This is a genomic window from Bacillus luti, from assembly GCF_001884105.1.
Taxonomy (GTDB): domain Bacteria; phylum Bacillota; class Bacilli; order Bacillales; family Bacillaceae_G; genus Bacillus_A; species Bacillus_A luti.
In genome coordinates this window covers 69,862-86,621 of sequence record NZ_MACI01000009.1, presented here as the reverse complement: position 1 = coordinate 86,621, position 16,760 = coordinate 69,862, and the positions used below count along the sequence as shown (strand labels likewise).

General features: G+C 35.0%; 20 protein-coding genes and 1 riboswitch. Of the genes, 17 read left to right on the top strand and 3 right to left on the bottom strand.

Annotation, left to right across the window (positions count from 1 at the left end; translation table 11 throughout):
• Positions 1 to 114, top strand: a riboswitch (FMN riboswitch). This riboswitch is flagged as partial in the annotation.
• A gap of 162 nt (positions 115 to 276) precedes the next feature.
• Entirely contained in the window at positions 277 to 855 is a 579-nt protein-coding gene (locus BAQ48_RS02040) for an ECF transporter S component (RefSeq protein ID WP_000810847.1), read from the top strand.
• 116 nt (positions 856 to 971) lie between these two features.
• Here BAQ48_RS02040 and BAQ48_RS02035 read toward each other — a convergent pair whose 3' ends face one another.
• Positions 972 to 1,220, bottom strand: coding sequence for a ferredoxin (locus BAQ48_RS02035; protein WP_001151996.1), 249 nt, complete (start codon positions 1,218 to 1,220; stop codon positions 972 to 974).
• A 304-nt stretch (positions 1,221 to 1,524) separates the two neighbouring features.
• Here BAQ48_RS02035 and BAQ48_RS02030 point away from each other — a divergent pair, with 304 nt between their 5' ends.
• From BAQ48_RS02030 to BAQ48_RS01975, 12 genes are all read left to right on the top strand, one after another.
• Positions 1,525 to 2,586, top strand: coding sequence for a YpbB family protein (locus BAQ48_RS02030; RefSeq protein WP_071709799.1), 1,062 nt, complete (start codon positions 1,525 to 1,527; stop codon positions 2,584 to 2,586).
• The gene (locus BAQ48_RS02025) at positions 2,576 to 4,105 is read left to right on the top strand and encodes a RecQ family ATP-dependent DNA helicase (protein ID WP_071709798.1); all 1,530 of its coding nucleotides are present in this window, start codon (positions 2,576 to 2,578) and stop codon (positions 4,103 to 4,105) included. The genes BAQ48_RS02030 and BAQ48_RS02025 overlap by 11 nt, the downstream gene beginning before the upstream one ends.
• Positions 4,105 to 4,668: a CPBP family intramembrane glutamic endopeptidase gene (locus BAQ48_RS02020; RefSeq protein WP_071709797.1), complete on the top strand. Its 564-nt coding sequence runs from the start codon at positions 4,105 to 4,107 to the stop codon at positions 4,666 to 4,668. The genes BAQ48_RS02025 and BAQ48_RS02020 overlap by 1 nt, the downstream gene beginning before the upstream one ends.
• 22 nt (positions 4,669 to 4,690) lie before the next feature.
• Positions 4,691 to 5,170, top strand: a complete 480-nt coding sequence (locus BAQ48_RS02015; protein WP_001231539.1) for a LysM peptidoglycan-binding domain-containing protein — start codon at positions 4,691 to 4,693, stop codon at positions 5,168 to 5,170.
• A 66-nt stretch (positions 5,171 to 5,236) separates the two neighbouring features.
• Positions 5,237 to 6,013 carry a metallophosphoesterase gene (locus tag BAQ48_RS02010; RefSeq protein WP_071709796.1) on the top strand — a complete coding sequence of 259 codons (777 nt, stop codon included), beginning with the start codon at positions 5,237 to 5,239 and terminating at the stop codon, positions 6,011 to 6,013.
• A complete protein-coding gene (locus BAQ48_RS02005) occupies positions 6,013 to 6,888 on the top strand; it encodes a MerR family transcriptional regulator (protein ID WP_071709795.1) in 876 nt (291 codons plus the stop codon). The genes BAQ48_RS02010 and BAQ48_RS02005 overlap by 1 nt, the downstream gene beginning before the upstream one ends.
• A gap of 77 nt (positions 6,889 to 6,965) precedes the next feature.
• Positions 6,966 to 7,574 (top strand): genetic competence negative regulator, encoded by a 609-nt coding sequence (locus BAQ48_RS02000; protein WP_071709794.1) that lies wholly within the window; start codon positions 6,966 to 6,968, stop codon positions 7,572 to 7,574.
• Positions 7,575 to 7,911: 337 nt separating this feature from the next.
• A complete protein-coding gene (gene gudB, locus BAQ48_RS01995; protein ID WP_071709793.1) occupies positions 7,912 to 9,198 on the top strand; it encodes an NAD-specific glutamate dehydrogenase in 1,287 nt (428 codons plus the stop codon).
• Positions 9,199 to 9,276: 78 nt separating this feature from the next.
• Positions 9,277 to 9,486 (top strand): hypothetical protein, encoded by a 210-nt coding sequence (locus BAQ48_RS01990; RefSeq protein ID WP_071709792.1) that lies wholly within the window; start codon positions 9,277 to 9,279, stop codon positions 9,484 to 9,486.
• Positions 9,487 to 9,579: 93 nt separating this feature from the next.
• Positions 9,580 to 9,816: a DUF3961 domain-containing protein gene (locus tag BAQ48_RS01985; protein WP_001983018.1), complete on the top strand. Its 237-nt coding sequence runs from the start codon at positions 9,580 to 9,582 to the stop codon at positions 9,814 to 9,816.
• Between the two features lie 79 nt (positions 9,817 to 9,895).
• Positions 9,896 to 10,426 (top strand): peptidoglycan recognition protein family protein, encoded by a 531-nt coding sequence (locus tag BAQ48_RS01980; protein WP_071709791.1) that lies wholly within the window; start codon positions 9,896 to 9,898, stop codon positions 10,424 to 10,426.
• A gap of 109 nt (positions 10,427 to 10,535) precedes the next feature.
• Positions 10,536 to 11,516 (top strand): YpdA family putative bacillithiol disulfide reductase, encoded by a 981-nt coding sequence (locus BAQ48_RS01975; RefSeq protein WP_071709790.1) that lies wholly within the window; start codon positions 10,536 to 10,538, stop codon positions 11,514 to 11,516.
• A 31-nt stretch (positions 11,517 to 11,547) separates the two neighbouring features.
• On the opposite strand, the gene ansA is transcribed toward BAQ48_RS01975, so the two are convergent.
• Positions 11,548 to 12,522 carry an asparaginase gene (gene ansA / locus BAQ48_RS01970; protein ID WP_071709789.1) on the bottom strand — a complete coding sequence of 325 codons (975 nt, stop codon included), beginning with the start codon at positions 12,520 to 12,522 and terminating at the stop codon, positions 11,548 to 11,550.
• 178 nt (positions 12,523 to 12,700) lie between these two features.
• Between ansA and BAQ48_RS27785 the strand changes: the two genes are divergently transcribed.
• From BAQ48_RS27785 to BAQ48_RS01955, 4 genes are all read left to right on the top strand, one after another.
• A complete protein-coding gene (locus BAQ48_RS27785) occupies positions 12,701 to 12,874 on the top strand; it encodes a YpfB family protein (protein WP_084064354.1) in 174 nt (57 codons plus the stop codon).
• Positions 12,875 to 13,003: 129 nt separating this feature from the next.
• Positions 13,004 to 13,681, top strand: coding sequence for a (d)CMP kinase (cmk, locus tag BAQ48_RS01965; RefSeq protein WP_071709788.1), 678 nt, complete (start codon positions 13,004 to 13,006; stop codon positions 13,679 to 13,681).
• Between the two features lie 333 nt (positions 13,682 to 14,014).
• On the top strand, positions 14,015 to 15,163 hold the full coding sequence (rpsA, locus tag BAQ48_RS01960) for a 30S ribosomal protein S1 (RefSeq protein ID WP_071709787.1): 1,149 nt from the start codon (positions 14,015 to 14,017) through the stop codon (positions 15,161 to 15,163).
• A gap of 12 nt (positions 15,164 to 15,175) precedes the next feature.
• Positions 15,176 to 16,225, top strand: coding sequence for a type 2 isopentenyl-diphosphate Delta-isomerase (locus BAQ48_RS01955; RefSeq protein ID WP_071709786.1), 1,050 nt, complete (start codon positions 15,176 to 15,178; stop codon positions 16,223 to 16,225).
• Between the two features lie 307 nt (positions 16,226 to 16,532).
• Here the strand turns inward: BAQ48_RS01955 and BAQ48_RS01950 are convergent, their stop codons facing one another.
• Positions 16,533 to 16,667, bottom strand: coding sequence for a YpzI family protein (locus tag BAQ48_RS01950; RefSeq protein WP_000513898.1), 135 nt, complete (start codon positions 16,665 to 16,667; stop codon positions 16,533 to 16,535).
• Positions 16,668 to 16,760: the final 93 nt, after the last annotated feature.

Sequence of the window (16,760 nt, the reverse complement as noted above, 5' to 3'; positions counted from 1 at the left end):
CCCGACCGGCGGTGATGAACTATGTATGATTTTGTTCTAAGCCCGCGAGCCGTTAAGGCAGGATTTGGTGTGATTCCAAAGCCGACAGTATAGTCTGGATGGGAGAAGATGGAGGTTCAAGCGTTCAAAAAAGATAGGTATTTGAACGTCTGTTTGATGTGCCTTAAATTCTCCCTTTGTGTAAAACACAAAGGGTTTTTTCATTCTATGAAAAAATAGGCATAGCAGAACCTTTCCACTTTCCATGAGATGATCGATGGAAAAGGAGAGAGAAAGATGAAACAAAAAAACAGTGTAGTGCAGATGGTGAGTGTAGCGATGCTAAGTAGTATTGCATATTTACTGATGATGTTGGATTTCCCGTTCCCAGGGCTTCCGCCATTTTTAAAAATTGATTTTAGTGATGTGCCGGCTCTAATTGCAGCAATTATTTTCGGACCAATTGCGGGAGTAATTGTAGAGGCGATAAAGAATATTTTACATTACGGGATTCAAGGAAGTTTAACGGGTGTGCCAGTTGGAGAAATTGCAAACTTTATTGCAGGATGTTTATTTATTGGACCAGCGGCTTTCTTATTTAGAAAGTATCGTACTGTAAAGAGTTTAACGTCAGGATTAATGCTAGGGACAATTACAATGGCGCTTATCATGAGTGTATTAAACTACATCATCATATTCCCAGCTTACACTTGGTTTTTAAATTCACCAGCTATGTCTAGTGAGGCGATAAGAACAACAGTTGTAACGGCAATCTTACCGTTTAATTTGATTAAAGGAATTGTTGTGACAATTGTATTTGTAGCGTTATTTTCACGCCTGAAAGTATGGGTGTTTGCAAAAATGAAAAATGCATAGAAGATAGAATAAAACCATTAGTAGTATGGAACTACTAATGGTTTTTTATTAAGTATTATGCAAACAAAAAATGCCCCTCATTAATATGAGGGGCATTTTTTGAAGTTAATAAAAGACTATTCGAATTTTAAAGCGTCGCCGTCAAATGATTCGTCAGCAACTTTAATTGAGTCAGTTGGACAACCTTCGAAAGCATCCATCATATCTTCAAGTAATACATCTGGAATTTCAACGATACCTTGGTTATCGTCTAATGTTACGAATGCAATACCTTCATCATCATAGTCGTAAATGTCTGGTGCAGCAGCGCCACAAGCACCACATGCAATACAAGTATCTTTATCAACGATTGTATATTTTGCCATCTTTTTTCCCTCCTGATAATATGTATGTGAAAAGCTCGTCATAAAAATTATAACCTTATTGTAAAACGGTTTTTAAAACTTTTCAACATAAAATTATAATGATAATGCTTATCAATTAGAGTGTCAACTTATTTTTGCATTATGTCATAAGATTTTCAAAATACGTAAATGTTATTTCGTTTGGTACAATAGAATATATACAAGTATATAGTGCCGATATGATAAGTTTAATGGGTAACGGTAGACGGTGCAGGTGCAATCGTACCGAAAAGCAATTAAGTTAGATTGAAAGGTGGAAGCGGTAATGCAACTACAATATACTTTATTGTATTGTTTAAAACAATTGAATGGTGAAAGGACCGTTTCTTCTATTTATTATTTATTAAAGGGAAAACGTTCTTCGCAAACGTTACAAGATGGAAATATGTTCCGAATTTCCTTTTTGTTTGGGATATATAAATCGTTAAATAGAACTGAATATGATCGTGAAGTTGCAAAGTTGTTACAAGCGGATTTGATTCAAGAAATACATGAAAATACATATTTGTTAACATCTAAAGGTAACGTGCAGTTACATACATGGGAGGAAGTATATGCTTTTCCGGCGTATTTACACGGTTTGCACTATGGTGAATTAGGTGAAACATTTTGGAAAAGATTATCCTTAATTATTCAAACTATATCTAATTTACAACGGAATAATACGAAGTTTATTCCGATTCAACAAGATACAGAAATCATGGTGTGGGTAAAACGCTTTTTAACAGGTATACCGTATAGGCGAAATGAATTGGCGAAAAGATTATGGAAAGAAATACATAATCTTTTAGGTAAAGGTGATGTGGTAGAAGCGACGATTGTAACATATCGATTAACAGGATATGAACGTATAGGTTGTACATTGCAGCAATTAGCGGAAATTACGAAACAAGATATATTCAGGGTGTACTTTTTATTTTGGGGTACAATTCATTTCCTTATACAAGAAGTTCGTGATAAAGAAAATGAATTTCCGTTATTAGCTGAGATTATCTCTTATCCAAATGAGAGAGCGGAATTATTTAGTTTATCAACGAAAAAAACATATAATTTTTGGAAGCAAGGGCGCTCTTTAGATGAAATAGCTACAATTAGAAATTTAAAGGTTGCGACGATAGAAGATCATTTTGTTGAAATTGCTTTGCGAGAAAGAGATTTTTCTATCGAGATGTTTATGGAAAAAGACAAAATAGATAAAGTAACAAAAGTAATTGATGCATTACAAACACGTAAGTTGCGTGAGTTGAAACAAGCGGTTGGAGAGGACATCTCTTATTTTGAAGTCCGTCTTGTATTGGCACGGATGGAGGGTATAAATGAAACTTGAGGAATATTTACATAGGTGGTTTGGATATTCTGAATTTCGTCCAGGGCAAAAAGGGGTAATTACAGATTTATTGGAAGGAAAAGACGTTATAGCGATGCTTCCGACCGGAAGAGGGAAGTCTATGTGCTATCAACTTCCAGGGTTAATGCAAGAAGGAACAGTACTTGTTGTATCACCATTATTATCTTTAATGGAAGATCAGGTTACACAATTAAAATATGTTGTGAAAAACAGAGTGATAGCATTTAATAGTTTTCGGACATTACATGAAAAAAGAGAAGCAATGAAAAAATTAGCTTCATATAAATTTATTTTTGTTTCACCAGAGATGTTACAGTCGGAATTGTTAATAAGAGAATTGAAGAGAATTCATATTTCATTATTTGTTGTGGATGAGGCTCACTGTATTTCACAATGGGGTTATGATTTTAGACCAGACTATAAAAAACTAAATGTAGTTATTGAGAATATCGGGTCTCCTGCGGTGCTAGCATTAACTGCAACCGCGACGAAAGATGTACTCCGAGATATAGCAGAGAGTTTAGATTTAAAGAATGTGACGCAGCATGTATACTCCATTGATCGTCCGAATATTGCAATGGAAGTACAATTTGTGGAGACGATAGAAGAGAAGAAAGAAGCGCTTTTGGATCAGGTGATGTATTTACAAGGTCCAGGGATTGTATATTGTTCAAGTAGAGCGTGGACAGAACGTTTAACAGAATACTTAAGAGGAAAAGGCGTTACTGGTGTCGCTTTTTATCATGGTGGTATGGAACATGAAGAGCGTATGTTAATTCAACAGCAGTTTATGAATGACCAGTTGCAGCTTGTAATATGTACAAGTGCTTTTGGCATGGGAGTAAATAAGGCGAATACGAGATATATTATTCATTTTCATTATCCGACTAATATAGCTTCTTATTTACAAGAAATCGGAAGAGCTGGAAGAGACGGTGAACCGAGTATAGCTATATTACTATGTAGTCCGTTAGATCACGATTTGCCAATTTCAATAATTGAAGATGAATTGCCAAGTAAGTCGCAAATACAATTTTTATTTTCTTTACTACAAGAAAGAATGTTTCAAACGAAAGAATTACCAATAGAAGAGGTAGAAGAAATTTGTTATAATGCAGCAAGATTTAATGAACAATATTGGCGTTTTATCCGCTATCATCTCGAACAGCTTGGAATCATACAACAGCGAAAATTAATATTGGAGAGCTTGTCAGATGAAATTATGAATAGAATAGTAGCTGAAGTAGAATTAAGGCTACGTAATAAATATAGTGAGTTAGAAAACATGAAATCATGGATACAAGTGAAAGGATGTAGGCGTGAATATTTGCTGCAACAGTTCGGTTATAGAAAAGAGCAAGAATTAAAAAACTGCTGTGACTATTGTAGTATTACAAAAACAGATTATAAAAAAAGACAAGCGCAACAATCGGATTTCGACTATAATTGGGAAACAGAGTTACAAAAGCTTTTCGGCCTAGAAAAGATGGAGGAATGATGAACATTCAAAGGCATAATATTGAAGATATGAGTCCGAAGGAAATAAGACTGAACTTGTATATAACACAGTTAATTATTATTGGTATTGGCTGTTTACTAGCATATATATTATTTCAAGATATAAAAGCAGTATATAGTCTTTGGAAATGGGAACCGGTGTCTATACTTATAATAGGTGGCTTGTTAGCGATTGGTATTGTGTTATTAGATTATGTTGCAATGCGAGTATTTCCAGAGTCGTGGTTTGATGATGGGGGTATTAACGATAAAATGTTTCAAGGGATGTCAGTCATGCAATTGCTTGTTATTACGTTCGTGATTGGCTTTGCAGAAGAATTTTTATTTAGAGGCGTAGTGCAGACTCATTTTGGAATTGTAATAGCGAGTTTCGTATTTGCAGTGTTACATATTCGATATATAAAAAAGCCTTTTTTGTTTTGTTTCGTCTGTTTCATTAGTTTTGTCTTTGGCTATGTATTTGAATGGACAGGAAATTTGTTTATAACAATCTTTGCACACTTTCTTGTTGATTTTATAATGGGACTCCAATTAAGAAAATAAATGGAAGGTGGTGGTGAACAACATGAGGAAACGAATTCCTGATTTTGAAGAGGAACTAGAAGTTGAGCGAGTGGAAGAAGATGAAAGTTTACCGCCGCGTAGTGAAATTCATAGAAATAAAGAGAAAAAACAAAAGTTTAAAATGAATCATATTTTCGTCCGGGTTTTAACATTCCTATTCATATTGCTTCCGATTAGCATATTATGGTATACGGATAAATATATTCAGGTGAAAAGTGATAGTAATAATGCTGGGAAAAGTGCATTTGAAGTAATTTTCTTTGATTCAGCTAAATCTGAATCGCCAAAACAGTCTGAAAAAGTGGCAACGCATACGGTGAAAGAGGGAGAAACTTTAGAAAGTATAGCGAGGCAGTATTTTTCAGATGAAAGTGGAATTGAAGTGATTAAAAAATATAATAATTTACAAGAAGATGAAGTAAGTGTAGGCCAAGAATTAAAAATTCCAATAAAAGATAAGTCCGCGGAGCAAGAAAGCTAGTAAAATAAGTGACTTATAGTTTGTTATAAAAAGAAGATTACCTTTATAAGGAGGGGAGGAAAAAATATGATATGGATTATATTATTAAGTACTCTCATATGTATAGGTATTCTATTTCTTCTTGTAATGTATAAAGAAGCGATGCGTAATACTGTGTTGGAACATACTTTAGTATTTAAAGAATTTCCGAAAAGTTTTCAAAAAGTGAATGTGTTTTTTATTTCTGATATTCATAGAAGAGTCATTTCAAATTCGATAATTGAACAAGTAAAAGGAAAAGTAGATCTTGTCATTATTGGTGGTGATTTGGCAGAAAAAGGCGTCCCCTTATCAAAAATCTCTGCCAATATTCAAAAATTAAGAGAAATAGCTCCTGTATATTTTGTCTGGGGAAATAATGATTATGAGATTGAATATCATGAATTAGATGCTTTGCTATTAGAAAATAATGTGAAAGTTTTAGATAATACAAGGGTTGTATTTGAGTCTGAATTAGGAGAGAAGATTTGCTTACTCGGTGTAGATGATGTTGGATTGAAGCGTGATCGTTTAGATTTAGCGTTGGCAGATTGTAAAGAAGAGGGTTTTCGCATACTAATTAGCCATAACCCTGATATAATAAATAAAATGTCTGGAAAAGAACAAATTTCACTTGTGTTAAGTGGACATACACATGGAGGACAGATTCGATTATTCCCATCTGAAAAATATTTAAAGGGTGGCGTATATAATCATTCAAATATGACTCTTTTTGTTAGTAATGGGTATGGAACAACATTGATCCCGCTTCGTTTTCGAGCACCTGCTCAAACTCATATTATTACTTTATGCGGAGGGAAATGATGCCAGCTCTAAATGGAAAATATAATATAAAAGCTGTTTCGAATATAATTGGAATTCAGCCGAGTACACTTCGTGCATGGGAAAGACGTTATCATATTATTGCTCCAAAGCGAAATCATGCGGGGCATCGTTTATATACAGAGGAGCATATTCAAACTCTGCAATGGTTAATGGAGAAGGTTTCTTCCGGTATGATGATTGGACAAGCAGTTCAATTATTAGAAGGGAATCGTTTGCAGAGTAACGTTCAAGAAGAATTATATTCTGATAAAGAAGTTGTTTTAGTGGACGATTTACTACAAGCTTTGTTAAAATTTGATGAAATTACAACTTCTGCATTATTAAACGAGGCTTTTAGTATATATTCAACAGAAAAAGTTGTAGCAAGTACTATTCTTCAAGTGGCAAACAAATTGCAAACGTTAAAAAATAATAATGAGATTACAATGGCGCAATTTCAATATGTAGTCTCTTTTTTGCAAACTCGTTTAGGAATGGTATATCATAACGCGTCATCGTTTACTTCTTTACACAAAGTTATTGTTTTAGAAAATACTATGTTGAAAGGATTTGTCTTCTCAACGTATTTGCGCTTAAAAGAATATGAGGCGATATATATTAGGACAAGTTTTGAGGAAGATGGTCTTTTGTCAGCTGCTGAACAAATACAGGCAAAGTATTTATTTGTATCTTTTGAAGATGGACGAGAATGTAAACGGGCGATGAATTTTGTTAATTTGTTACAAGAAAAAAGTAGAGACCTTTCTGTTGGACTTATAGGAAAAATAGGTGCTCGAGATCAGTTGAACATTCAAACGATCCTAATCGGTGATACGAAAAAAGAATGGGATGAATGGTTAAAAGTGTCAGAATAGTTGTTCGAAAAGAACCATCTATTTTCTATTTCATATAATAAAAATTAGATTCATTGGTTACGTAGGGAGGGTATGAGATGAGGCTGGAACGATTAAATTACAATAAGATAAAAATTTTCTTAACATTTGATGATTTATCTGAACGAGGATTAACGAAAGAAGATTTGTGGAGAAATGCACCGAAAGTACAGCAATTATTTCGTGATATGATGCAAGAAGCAAATAAGGAATTAGGATTTGAAGCAGATGGTCCGATTGCAGTGGAAGTATTTTCTCTACAAGCACAAGGAATGGTTGTAATTGTTACGAAAGAAAATCAAGAAATGGATACAGATGATGAGTTCCGTGACGAGTTTATTGAAATGCAAGTGACTCTAGATGAAAGCGAACATATACTATATGAATTTGCTACACTAGATGACGTAATTAACCTGTCGAATCGTTTATATAACCTTGATGTAACTGGCGGAAAACTATATACGTGGGATGGTCGTTTCTATCTTTGGATGGAAGAAGAGGAGCAAGTTCAATTACTGAAGGCAGATTTTATAGCTATTTTAGCGGAATATGGTAATCCGTCTACAGCAACTATTTATCGTCTAATGGAGTATGGTAAAGAATTAATGGCTACTCAAGCAATTGAACAAATACACAACTATTTTGTAAAGAAAGAAAACCTCAGCTAAAGTAGAGTAGCTTGAGGTTTTCTTTTTATTTGGTCAAGGGTAGTAAATCTAAAATGTTGAAAATATAGCTGATTGCAAATGTTTGTTTACGTTTTTCTTCGTCAAATAGATCCGTTTTTTTTTGTAATGTATTTGATGAAAATGAAAAATATTTAAATATTTAAGTATTTTACTTTTCTAAAAGCAATAAAAGGACTATAATAATAGTGAAAACGCTTGCAAAAGAAAATAGTTTGTATATATTTGTTAGCGTTTTCTATTGCATTCCAAATTTAAGGGTGTATACTAGGCAATGAAGGTTTACTAAACAAGTGAAATTACAGGGGGTTTACTTACTATGGTAGCCGAAAAGGGAACTCAAACAAAAACACAACAACAAAGGGAACAACATTTTGAACTATTGAATTCAACACAAATTGTTATTAGTGAAGCATTAGAAAAATTGGGTTATCCAAACGAAGTGTATGAATTATTAAAAGAACCAATTCGTATGATGACAGTGAAAATACCAGTTCGTATGGATGACGGGACTGTTAAAATATTTACAGGATATCGTGCGCAACATAATGATGCTGTTGGTCCAACGAAAGGTGGAATTCGCTTCCATCCGAATGTAACAGAAAATGAAGTAAAAGCACTTTCAATCTGGATGAGTTTAAAATGTGGTATTGTTGATTTACCATATGGCGGAGGTAAGGGCGGAATTATTTGTGACCCACGTGAAATGTCATTCCGTGAGTTAGAAAGATTAAGTCGCGGTTATGTACGAGCAATTAGCCAAATCGTAGGGCCGACGAAAGATATTCCAGCTCCAGATGTATTCACAAACTCTCAAATTATGGCGTGGATGATGGATGAGTATAGCCGTATTGATGAGTTTAATTCACCAGGATTTATTACAGGTAAACCACTTGTATTAGGTGGATCACATGGACGTGAAACAGCAACAGCGAAAGGTGTAACAATTTGTATTCGCGAAGCTGCAAAAAAACGTGGCATTGATATTCAAGGTGCACGCGTTGTTGTTCAAGGGTTCGGTAATGCTGGTAGCTTCTTAGCTAAATTTATGCATGATGCAGGCGCAAAAGTTATTGCAATTTCAGATGCTTACGGTGCATTACATGATCCAAACGGATTAGATATTGATTATTTATTAGACCGTCGTGATAGCTTCGGTACAGTAACAAAACTATTTAATAATACAATTTCAAACAAAGAATTGTTAGAACTTGATTGCGATATTTTAGTTCCAGCTGCAATTGAGAACCAAATTACAGAAGAAAATGCTAACAATATTAAAGCGAAAATCGTTGTTGAAGCAGCAAATGGTCCAACAACATTAGAAGCGACTAAAATTTTAACAGATCGCGGAATTTTACTTGTTCCAGACGTATTAGCAAGTGCTGGTGGTGTAACAGTATCTTACTTTGAGTGGGTACAAAATAACCAAGGTTACTACTGGACTGAAGAAGAAGTAGAACAACGTTTAGAAAAAGTAATGGTAAGATCATTTGACTCTATTTATGAAACAGCACAAGTTCGTAAAGTGAACATGCGCTTAGCAGCGTATATGGTTGGTGTTCGTAAAATGGCTGAAGCAAGTCGCTTCAGAGGTTGGGTATAATATTATAATGTGAGAAAACGTGATTCCTTTCGAGGGAATCACGTTTTTTTGTTGAAGTATTAGAGTGAGGTGTTGTATATGGAAAATGAAATGATGGAACGAGTAGAACAATTAGAAGAAAAGGTTAAGAGGTTAGAGGGAGAACTCGCAAGAACGATGAGAGCCAAAAAAACAAGTATCGTTCGGGTGTTCGGGGAAGGGCTACTGTTTTTAATATTTGGTGCTGTTGTAGTAGGACCGATTATCGCTTTTATATTGGTAATTATTAATTGGTTTGTTGAAAAATAAAATAAAATTAAAAAAGAACGCTTGTTCTGCACGAACAAACGTGCTATACTCTCCTTAGATAAACAAAACGGAAATGATTTTAAGGAGAGATAAATGATGAAAATGACAGTAGACCAAAGATTTATGATGCCAGCAGATGTTGTAGAACGAGTGGAAGTATTACGAAACAAACAAAGTAAGCGCGGCACATTATTACAATCAGTAAATAAATTTTTCGGTTTAGATACGAAAGAAGATTGTGTTTGGTTTTACGGTTTTTATGGAGTCGCTGTAAGTATTTTATTATTTATGGTGTTCACATCAAATATTTTCGATTTTCTCTTCGCGTAAGAAATATGCGATAAGGACATTGCTACCGAATACATATATAAGGAAGTAAGGTAATCTTCTGAAGTGGGAGTTGGTAGTAATGGCGATGTTTCCTATAGAGCGTAACTATATTGGATATGGAAGTTCACGACCGGGAATTCCTCTTTCTAAAGTAAGGTTTATTGTAAGTCATGATACGGGGAATCCTGGTAGCAATGCGATAGGGAATCGGGATTATTTTAATGAAATACAACCGAAAGCCTCGGCACATACATTTATAGATGACAAAACAATATTAGAAATTGTTCCTATAAATGAAGTTGCCTATCATGTTCGATATGGTGTGCCGACAGATAATGACTTATACGGTTATGATGCCAATAAGGCTGCCATTGGAGTAGAACTTTGTTATGGTGGTAATGTTAACTTTTGGGAAGCATATACCCGTTTTACGTGGTATCATGCATATTTATGTCAAAATTTCGGCTTGAATCCGAAAAAAGATATCGTATCACATAAAACGCTTGATCCAGCAAGAAAGATTGATCCTGAAAATGTATTAGGGAAACAAGGTATTAAATTTCAGCAGTTTTTAGCAGATGTCTATCGGATGTACGTTTCGTTTAGATGACAAATATATGAAAAATGAATACAATAAAGATAGGTGCCTACTGCTGTAAGTAGGTTTTTTCTTGTTTTTATAAATAGTGTATTGGTAGAAGACTAGGAGTGAACCGAGTATGCAGAAAGAAACAGCTATCATAATTGGAGGCGGTCCGTGCGGATTAGCAGCAGCAATTTCGTTGCAAAAGGTAGGGATAAATCCGTTAGTAATTGAAAAAGGAAACATTGTAAATGCCATTTATAATTATCCGACACATCAAACATTTTTCTCTTCTAGTGAAAAATTAGAAATTGGTGAAGTGGCTTTTATTACAGAAAATCGTAAACCATTTCGAAATCAAGCGCTTGCGTATTATCGTGAAGTAGTGAAGCGCAAATCTGTACGAGTGAATGCTTTTGAACGAGTGGAAAAAGTTCGAAAAGATGGAGAAGTTTTTCAGGTTGAGACGACAAAACGTGACGGAAGTAAAGAAATATATATAGCGAAATATATTGTTGTAGCAACTGGATATTATGACAATCCGAATTATATGAATGTTCCAGGTGAGGAATTGAAGAAAGTGGCTCACTATTTTAAAGAGGGACATCCTTATTTTGATCGAGATGTAGTAGTTATAGGTGGGAAAAACTCGAGTGTAGATGCTGCGTTAGAACTTGTTAAAGCGGGTGCGCGTGTAACGGTACTGTATCGCGGAAGTGAGTATTCACCAAGCATAAAACCGTGGATTTTGCCGGAGTTTGAGGGATTAGTACGAAACGGCACAATTCAAATGCATTTTGGTGCTCATGTGAAAGAAATTACTGAGCATACATTAACGTATACAGTTGATGGTGAGGCATGTACAATCCAAAATGATTTTGTATTTGCGATGATTGGTTACCATCCTGATCATAGCTTCTTAACGAAGATGGGTGTTCGGATTGATGAAGAAACAGGACGTCCGATTTATGCCGAGGATACAATGGAAACGAACGCTGAAAATATTTTCATTGCAGGTGTAATTGCTGCTGGAAATAATGCGAATGAAATATTTATTGAGAATGGTCGATTTCATGGAGATGCGATCGCGCAAACCATTGCATCAAGAGAAGAATAAAAAAAGCTGTCGAGAAACCTCGACAGCTTTTTTATTCGTGCATAAACATATTTTGAATTGCTTCATGAGAATTTGTATTCTCTAGTGCGACTAATAATTTAATACGCGCTTTTTGAGCATTTAAACCGTATGTGAATACAATGCCCATATCTTTTAAGTGTTTGCCGCCACCTTCATACGAATATACGTCTTGAACGATACCGTTGAAGCAGCGAGAAACTAATACGACAGGAATTCCTTTGTTTATTAATCGTTCTAGACTAGGAAGTGTTCTTGGAGGTAAATTACCTTGTCCAAGTGCTTCAATAACAATTCCATCTACAGGAAGGTTTTCGATTGCTGCTAATAATGTATCATCCATGCCAGCATATGCTTTTAGCACAACTACATTTTTAGAAACTTTGTTTACTGTATATGTTTCGTGATGTACTAAAGCGTGATGGAAGACAACCCCGCGTTTTGTTACCATTCCAATTGGTCCATATTGTGGGCTTTGGAATGTCGCGACATTACTTGTATGTGTTTTCGTTACGTTTGTAGCACAGTGAATTTCGTCGTTTAATACGACGAGAACGCCTTTTTCTGCAGCTTCATTACAACTAGCAACTTTTACAGCGGATAAGAAGTTATATAGACCGTCAGCACCTAATTCATTACTAGAACGCATTGCACCTGTAACAACGATTGGAATAGTTGCTTGGACTGTTAAATCTAAGAAATAAGCTGTTTCTTCTAATGTATCCGTACCATGCGTAATGACTACGCCATGAATGTCGTCTTGTTTTACTCTTTCGTCAATGATGACTTGTAATTGTAGCATTTCACTCGGTGTCATATGAGGAGATGGTAGATGGAACACATCTTCCACGATTAAATCGACATCGCCTTCTAAATCAGGAATGAATTTTAAAAGAGGATTTTTTTCACCTGGTTGTACGACCCCAGTTTCTTTATCTTCCTCCATTGCAATTGTTCCACCTGTGTGTAAAACTAGGATTCTTTTCAATGTTTATACCCCTTTCAAGTAAAAAATACATTTAGAACATAACATGTTTTGAGTAAATTCGACAATGGAAATGTATAAAAGTATGCTTGGAAAATGACAATAAATATAGGGACTCTCTGCATGTTTTATAAAATCAGGAATGAAATGTGTAAATAGAAGGTAGAAAGGAACGAATACTTTGAAAAAAGTGGAGAAAATTTTTATTCGTATTTTAGTAATACAATTCATTTGTCTTTGTGTTGTGCAATTGTTATTTATACATAAGTCCTCGGTGAAATATTTGTCTAAAATTGTTTATTATGAAGGCGTCGTCGCGAAAAATAAAGTAGAAATCTTGCCGGTGAATAGGTAGTTTTCATTTTCTTCTATGAAGGAGTATGCTACAATAATTGAGGATTTAATGACGTGAAGCAAATGAGAAGAAGCAGGGATGAATACCTGCTTTTCGTTTTGTTTTATAAGTGAAAAATGAGGTGTTACAATGGATAAACGAATTTCAATTGCTATAGATGGTCCAGCTGCAGCTGGGAAAAGTACAGTTGCAAAAGTTGTTGCAAAGAAACTTTCTTACGTTTATATTGATACAGGCGCAATGTACCGTACAATTACATATGCAGCCCTTGAGCGAAAAGTGGACATTGAAAATGAAGAGAAGTTAATGGAAGTTGTAAGGAATGTAAATATTGAATTTCAGCAAGGGGAAAATTCACAACTTGTATTTTTAAATGGACAAGATGTTTCTGAAGTAATTCGTACACCAGAAGTGACGAATCAAGTATCAATTGTAGCGAAGCATCGCCTTGTGCGTGAAGAAATGGTACGTCGTCAACAAGAATTAGCGAAAAAAGGCGGCGTTGTAATGGATGGCCGTGATATTGGTACACATGTAATGCCAGATGCTGAAGTGAAAATCTTTATGCTTGCTTCTGTGGAAGAAAGAGCGGAAAGAAGACATTTAGAAAATATAAATAAAGGTTTCGATTCTAATTTAGAGCAGTTAAAAGAAGAAATTGCTCAGCGTGATAAGTTAGATTCAGAACGCGAAGTTTCTCCTTTAAAAAAGGCTGATGATGCATTGGAATTAGATACAACTTCTTTATCAATTGAAGAAGTTGTCCAAAAAATTATGGGCATTGTTTCAGGAGTATTTGCGAAGTAAAGAAAGGGGATTATCCTCTTTCTTTTTTGTTTATATAGAAATGTAAAGGATACGTGAATTATGAGTCTCTTTCCTTGACAAATGGGCGAATTTGTAAGAAGTTAGTTAGAGAAGGATAAAACTTTCAGAATATATTCGCTATTATATTTCAAAACATACTTTTTTCAAGATGATTTTGCTGTATACTATTTATATAGGATTAATATATTTTCTTGTGAATAGTATTGAAACAGAGTATGTGATGATAAATTCTTAAACATGCAAATGAAAACTTTTGTTTTCATTTCGTATATACATAAAAATGCTTTGTCAATTCTGTAGGGAGGTATTTCCATGGTAGAGAAAATGAATGAAGAAGTTATGGATTCAAAAGAATTACAAGTTGGTGACGTTGTTACAGGTTCTGTAACGAAAGTTGAAGAGAAGCAAGTGCTTGTAAATGTTGGATACAAAACAGATGGCGTAATTCCGATTAGTGAATTAGCTAACGTTCATATTGAAAAAGCAAGCGATGTTGTAGAATTAGATCAAACACTAGAATTAAAAATTATTAAATTAGAAGAAGATGATCTTGTTTTATCTAAACGTGCTGTTGATGCAGAAAAAGCATGGATAGAATTACAAGAAAAATTCACTTCTGGTCATGTATTTGATGTTACTGTAAAAGATATCGTGAATGGTGGATTAGTTGTGGACCTTGGCGTTCGTGGTTTTATCCCAGCTTCACTTGTAGAAGTGCATTACGTAGAAGACTTTACTGACTATAAAGGTAAAACATTAGCGGTAAAAATTGTTGAATTAGACCGTGAAAAAAATCGTGTAATCCTTTCGCATAAAGCGGTAGTAGAATTAGAACTAGATTCTAAGAAAAAGGAAGCAATTTCTTCATTAAAAGAAGGGGACGTTGTTGAAGGAACAGTACAACGATTAACAGATTTTGGTGCATTCGTTAACGTTGGTGGTGTGGACGGTTTAGTTCACATTTCACAAATTTCTCACGAGCGTGTAGAACAGCCTTCTGAAGTATTAGAGCAAGGTCAAAAAGTAAAGGTAAAGGTGCTATCTGTTGATGCTGATACACAACGTATTTCGTTATCAATTAAAGCAGCTCAGCCGGGACCTTGGGAAAATGTTGCGGGTGAAATAAAAGCTGGAGATATTCGTGAGGGAGTAGTAAAACGTCTTGTTACATTCGGTGCATTCGTTGAAATTTTACCTGGTGTAGAAGGACTTGTGCACGTATCTCAAATTGCAAATCGTCACGTGAAAAATCCAAATGAAGTATTAGAAATGGGACAAGAAGTAACAGTGAAAGTACTTGAAGTCCATGTAGCAGAGAAACGAATTTCTTTAAGTATAAAAGAAGCGCTTGAGGAAAATAATGTAACTGAAGATTACAGTCAGTATGAACCAAATGCTGATTCTGCTACTTTCCAATTAAGTGATATTATTGGTGAACAACTGAAAAAATTAAAGAAATAAAGAGGGGTACAAGTGGTAAGGGCAAAACGTAAATTAGATCATATTGAATACGCTCTTTCTACTGGTCAGTCTCGTACGCATGGCTTTCATGATATTGATTTTGTGCATCAAAGCTTGCCAAATTCAAGTTATGATACGATAACATGTGAAACAAAAATCGGCGAACTTTCACTAAGTTCGCCGATTTTTATCAATGCGATGACTGGTGGTGGGGGAGAGCAAACGTTACATATTAATGAACAATTAGCATATGTAGCGAAACATCATAATCTCGCTATGGCTGTTGGTTCGCAAATGGCAGCATTAAAGGATGAGAATGAAGTAGCTTCGTATAAAATCATTAGAAAAATAAATCCAAATGGTATTTTCTTTGCCAATTTAGGTAGTGAGGCAACTACCGAACAGGCAGATCGTGCCGTTGATATGATTGAGGCGAATGCACTGCAAATTCATTTAAATGTTATACAGGAGTTAACGATGCCAGAAGGAGACCGTGATTTTACTGGTGTACTGCAGCGAATTGAGCAAATTGTTTTAAAGAGCGAAGTTCCGGTCATTGTAAAAGAAGTTGGATTTGGGATGAGCAAGGAAACAATGCAACAGTTAGCGAGTATAGGTGTAACAGCAATTGATATTGGCGGACAAGGTGGTACCAATTTTGCTGCAGTTGAAAATGAAAGAAGACAGCGTATGCTCTCTTATTTTAATAACTGGGGCATACAAACAGCTACCTCGATTATTGAAGCAACCTCTACAAATAATAACCTCTCTTTTATTGCATCTGGGGGCATACAAACAGCGCTAGACGTAGCAAAGGCGATCGCGTTAGGGGCAAATACAACTGCTTTTGCTGGATACTTTTTACGCATTTTAATGCAAGATGGCATCGAGAAGTTAGTGGATGAAATCGATCTTCTACATACAGATTTAAAATTTATTATGACAGCTCTTGGGGCAAAGACGATAGAAGAATTACAATCTGTGCCTCTTGTTGTAAAGGGTGAAACGTATCATTGGTTAACGCAGCGTGGAATTGATACGACGCATTATAGTAGAAGATAAAAAATCAACCAAACGGTTGATTTTTTTGTATTCTATTCGTTTTAGTGATATAAGGTGAGGGATGGAATTAATATTCTATAAAAATGAAATTATTCCTATATATAAACATTATCTTGTAAAAGTTGCGACTGAAAAATGTGGATAGTGTGCTATTGAATTACTGGATAAGGGTTAATTTTGCCAAGGGAAATGAGAAGGGGGTAAAAATAAATTGTAGAAAGATTCGCATGTGAAATATTATTTCGATATAAATATGAAATATGAAAAAGACGGTTTCGTACAATATCGAAACCGTCTTTTTGTATGATTAGTGCTGATTCTGCTTTCGAGCTTGCTCCGGTGTATCAAGTCCAGTTGCGCCCGGATATTGTAGTGATTGGTCGCGATCTGATTCAACGCGGCGTGATTCTCTTAGTTTTTTTTCTTGGCGATCTTTACCCATTGTGAATAGCACCTCCTTATTAAAAGTGTTGCTGTTATATGAAAAAACTATGCGTAAAGAAAGGGGGATTAACTTTCATAAAAAGTTCCCATA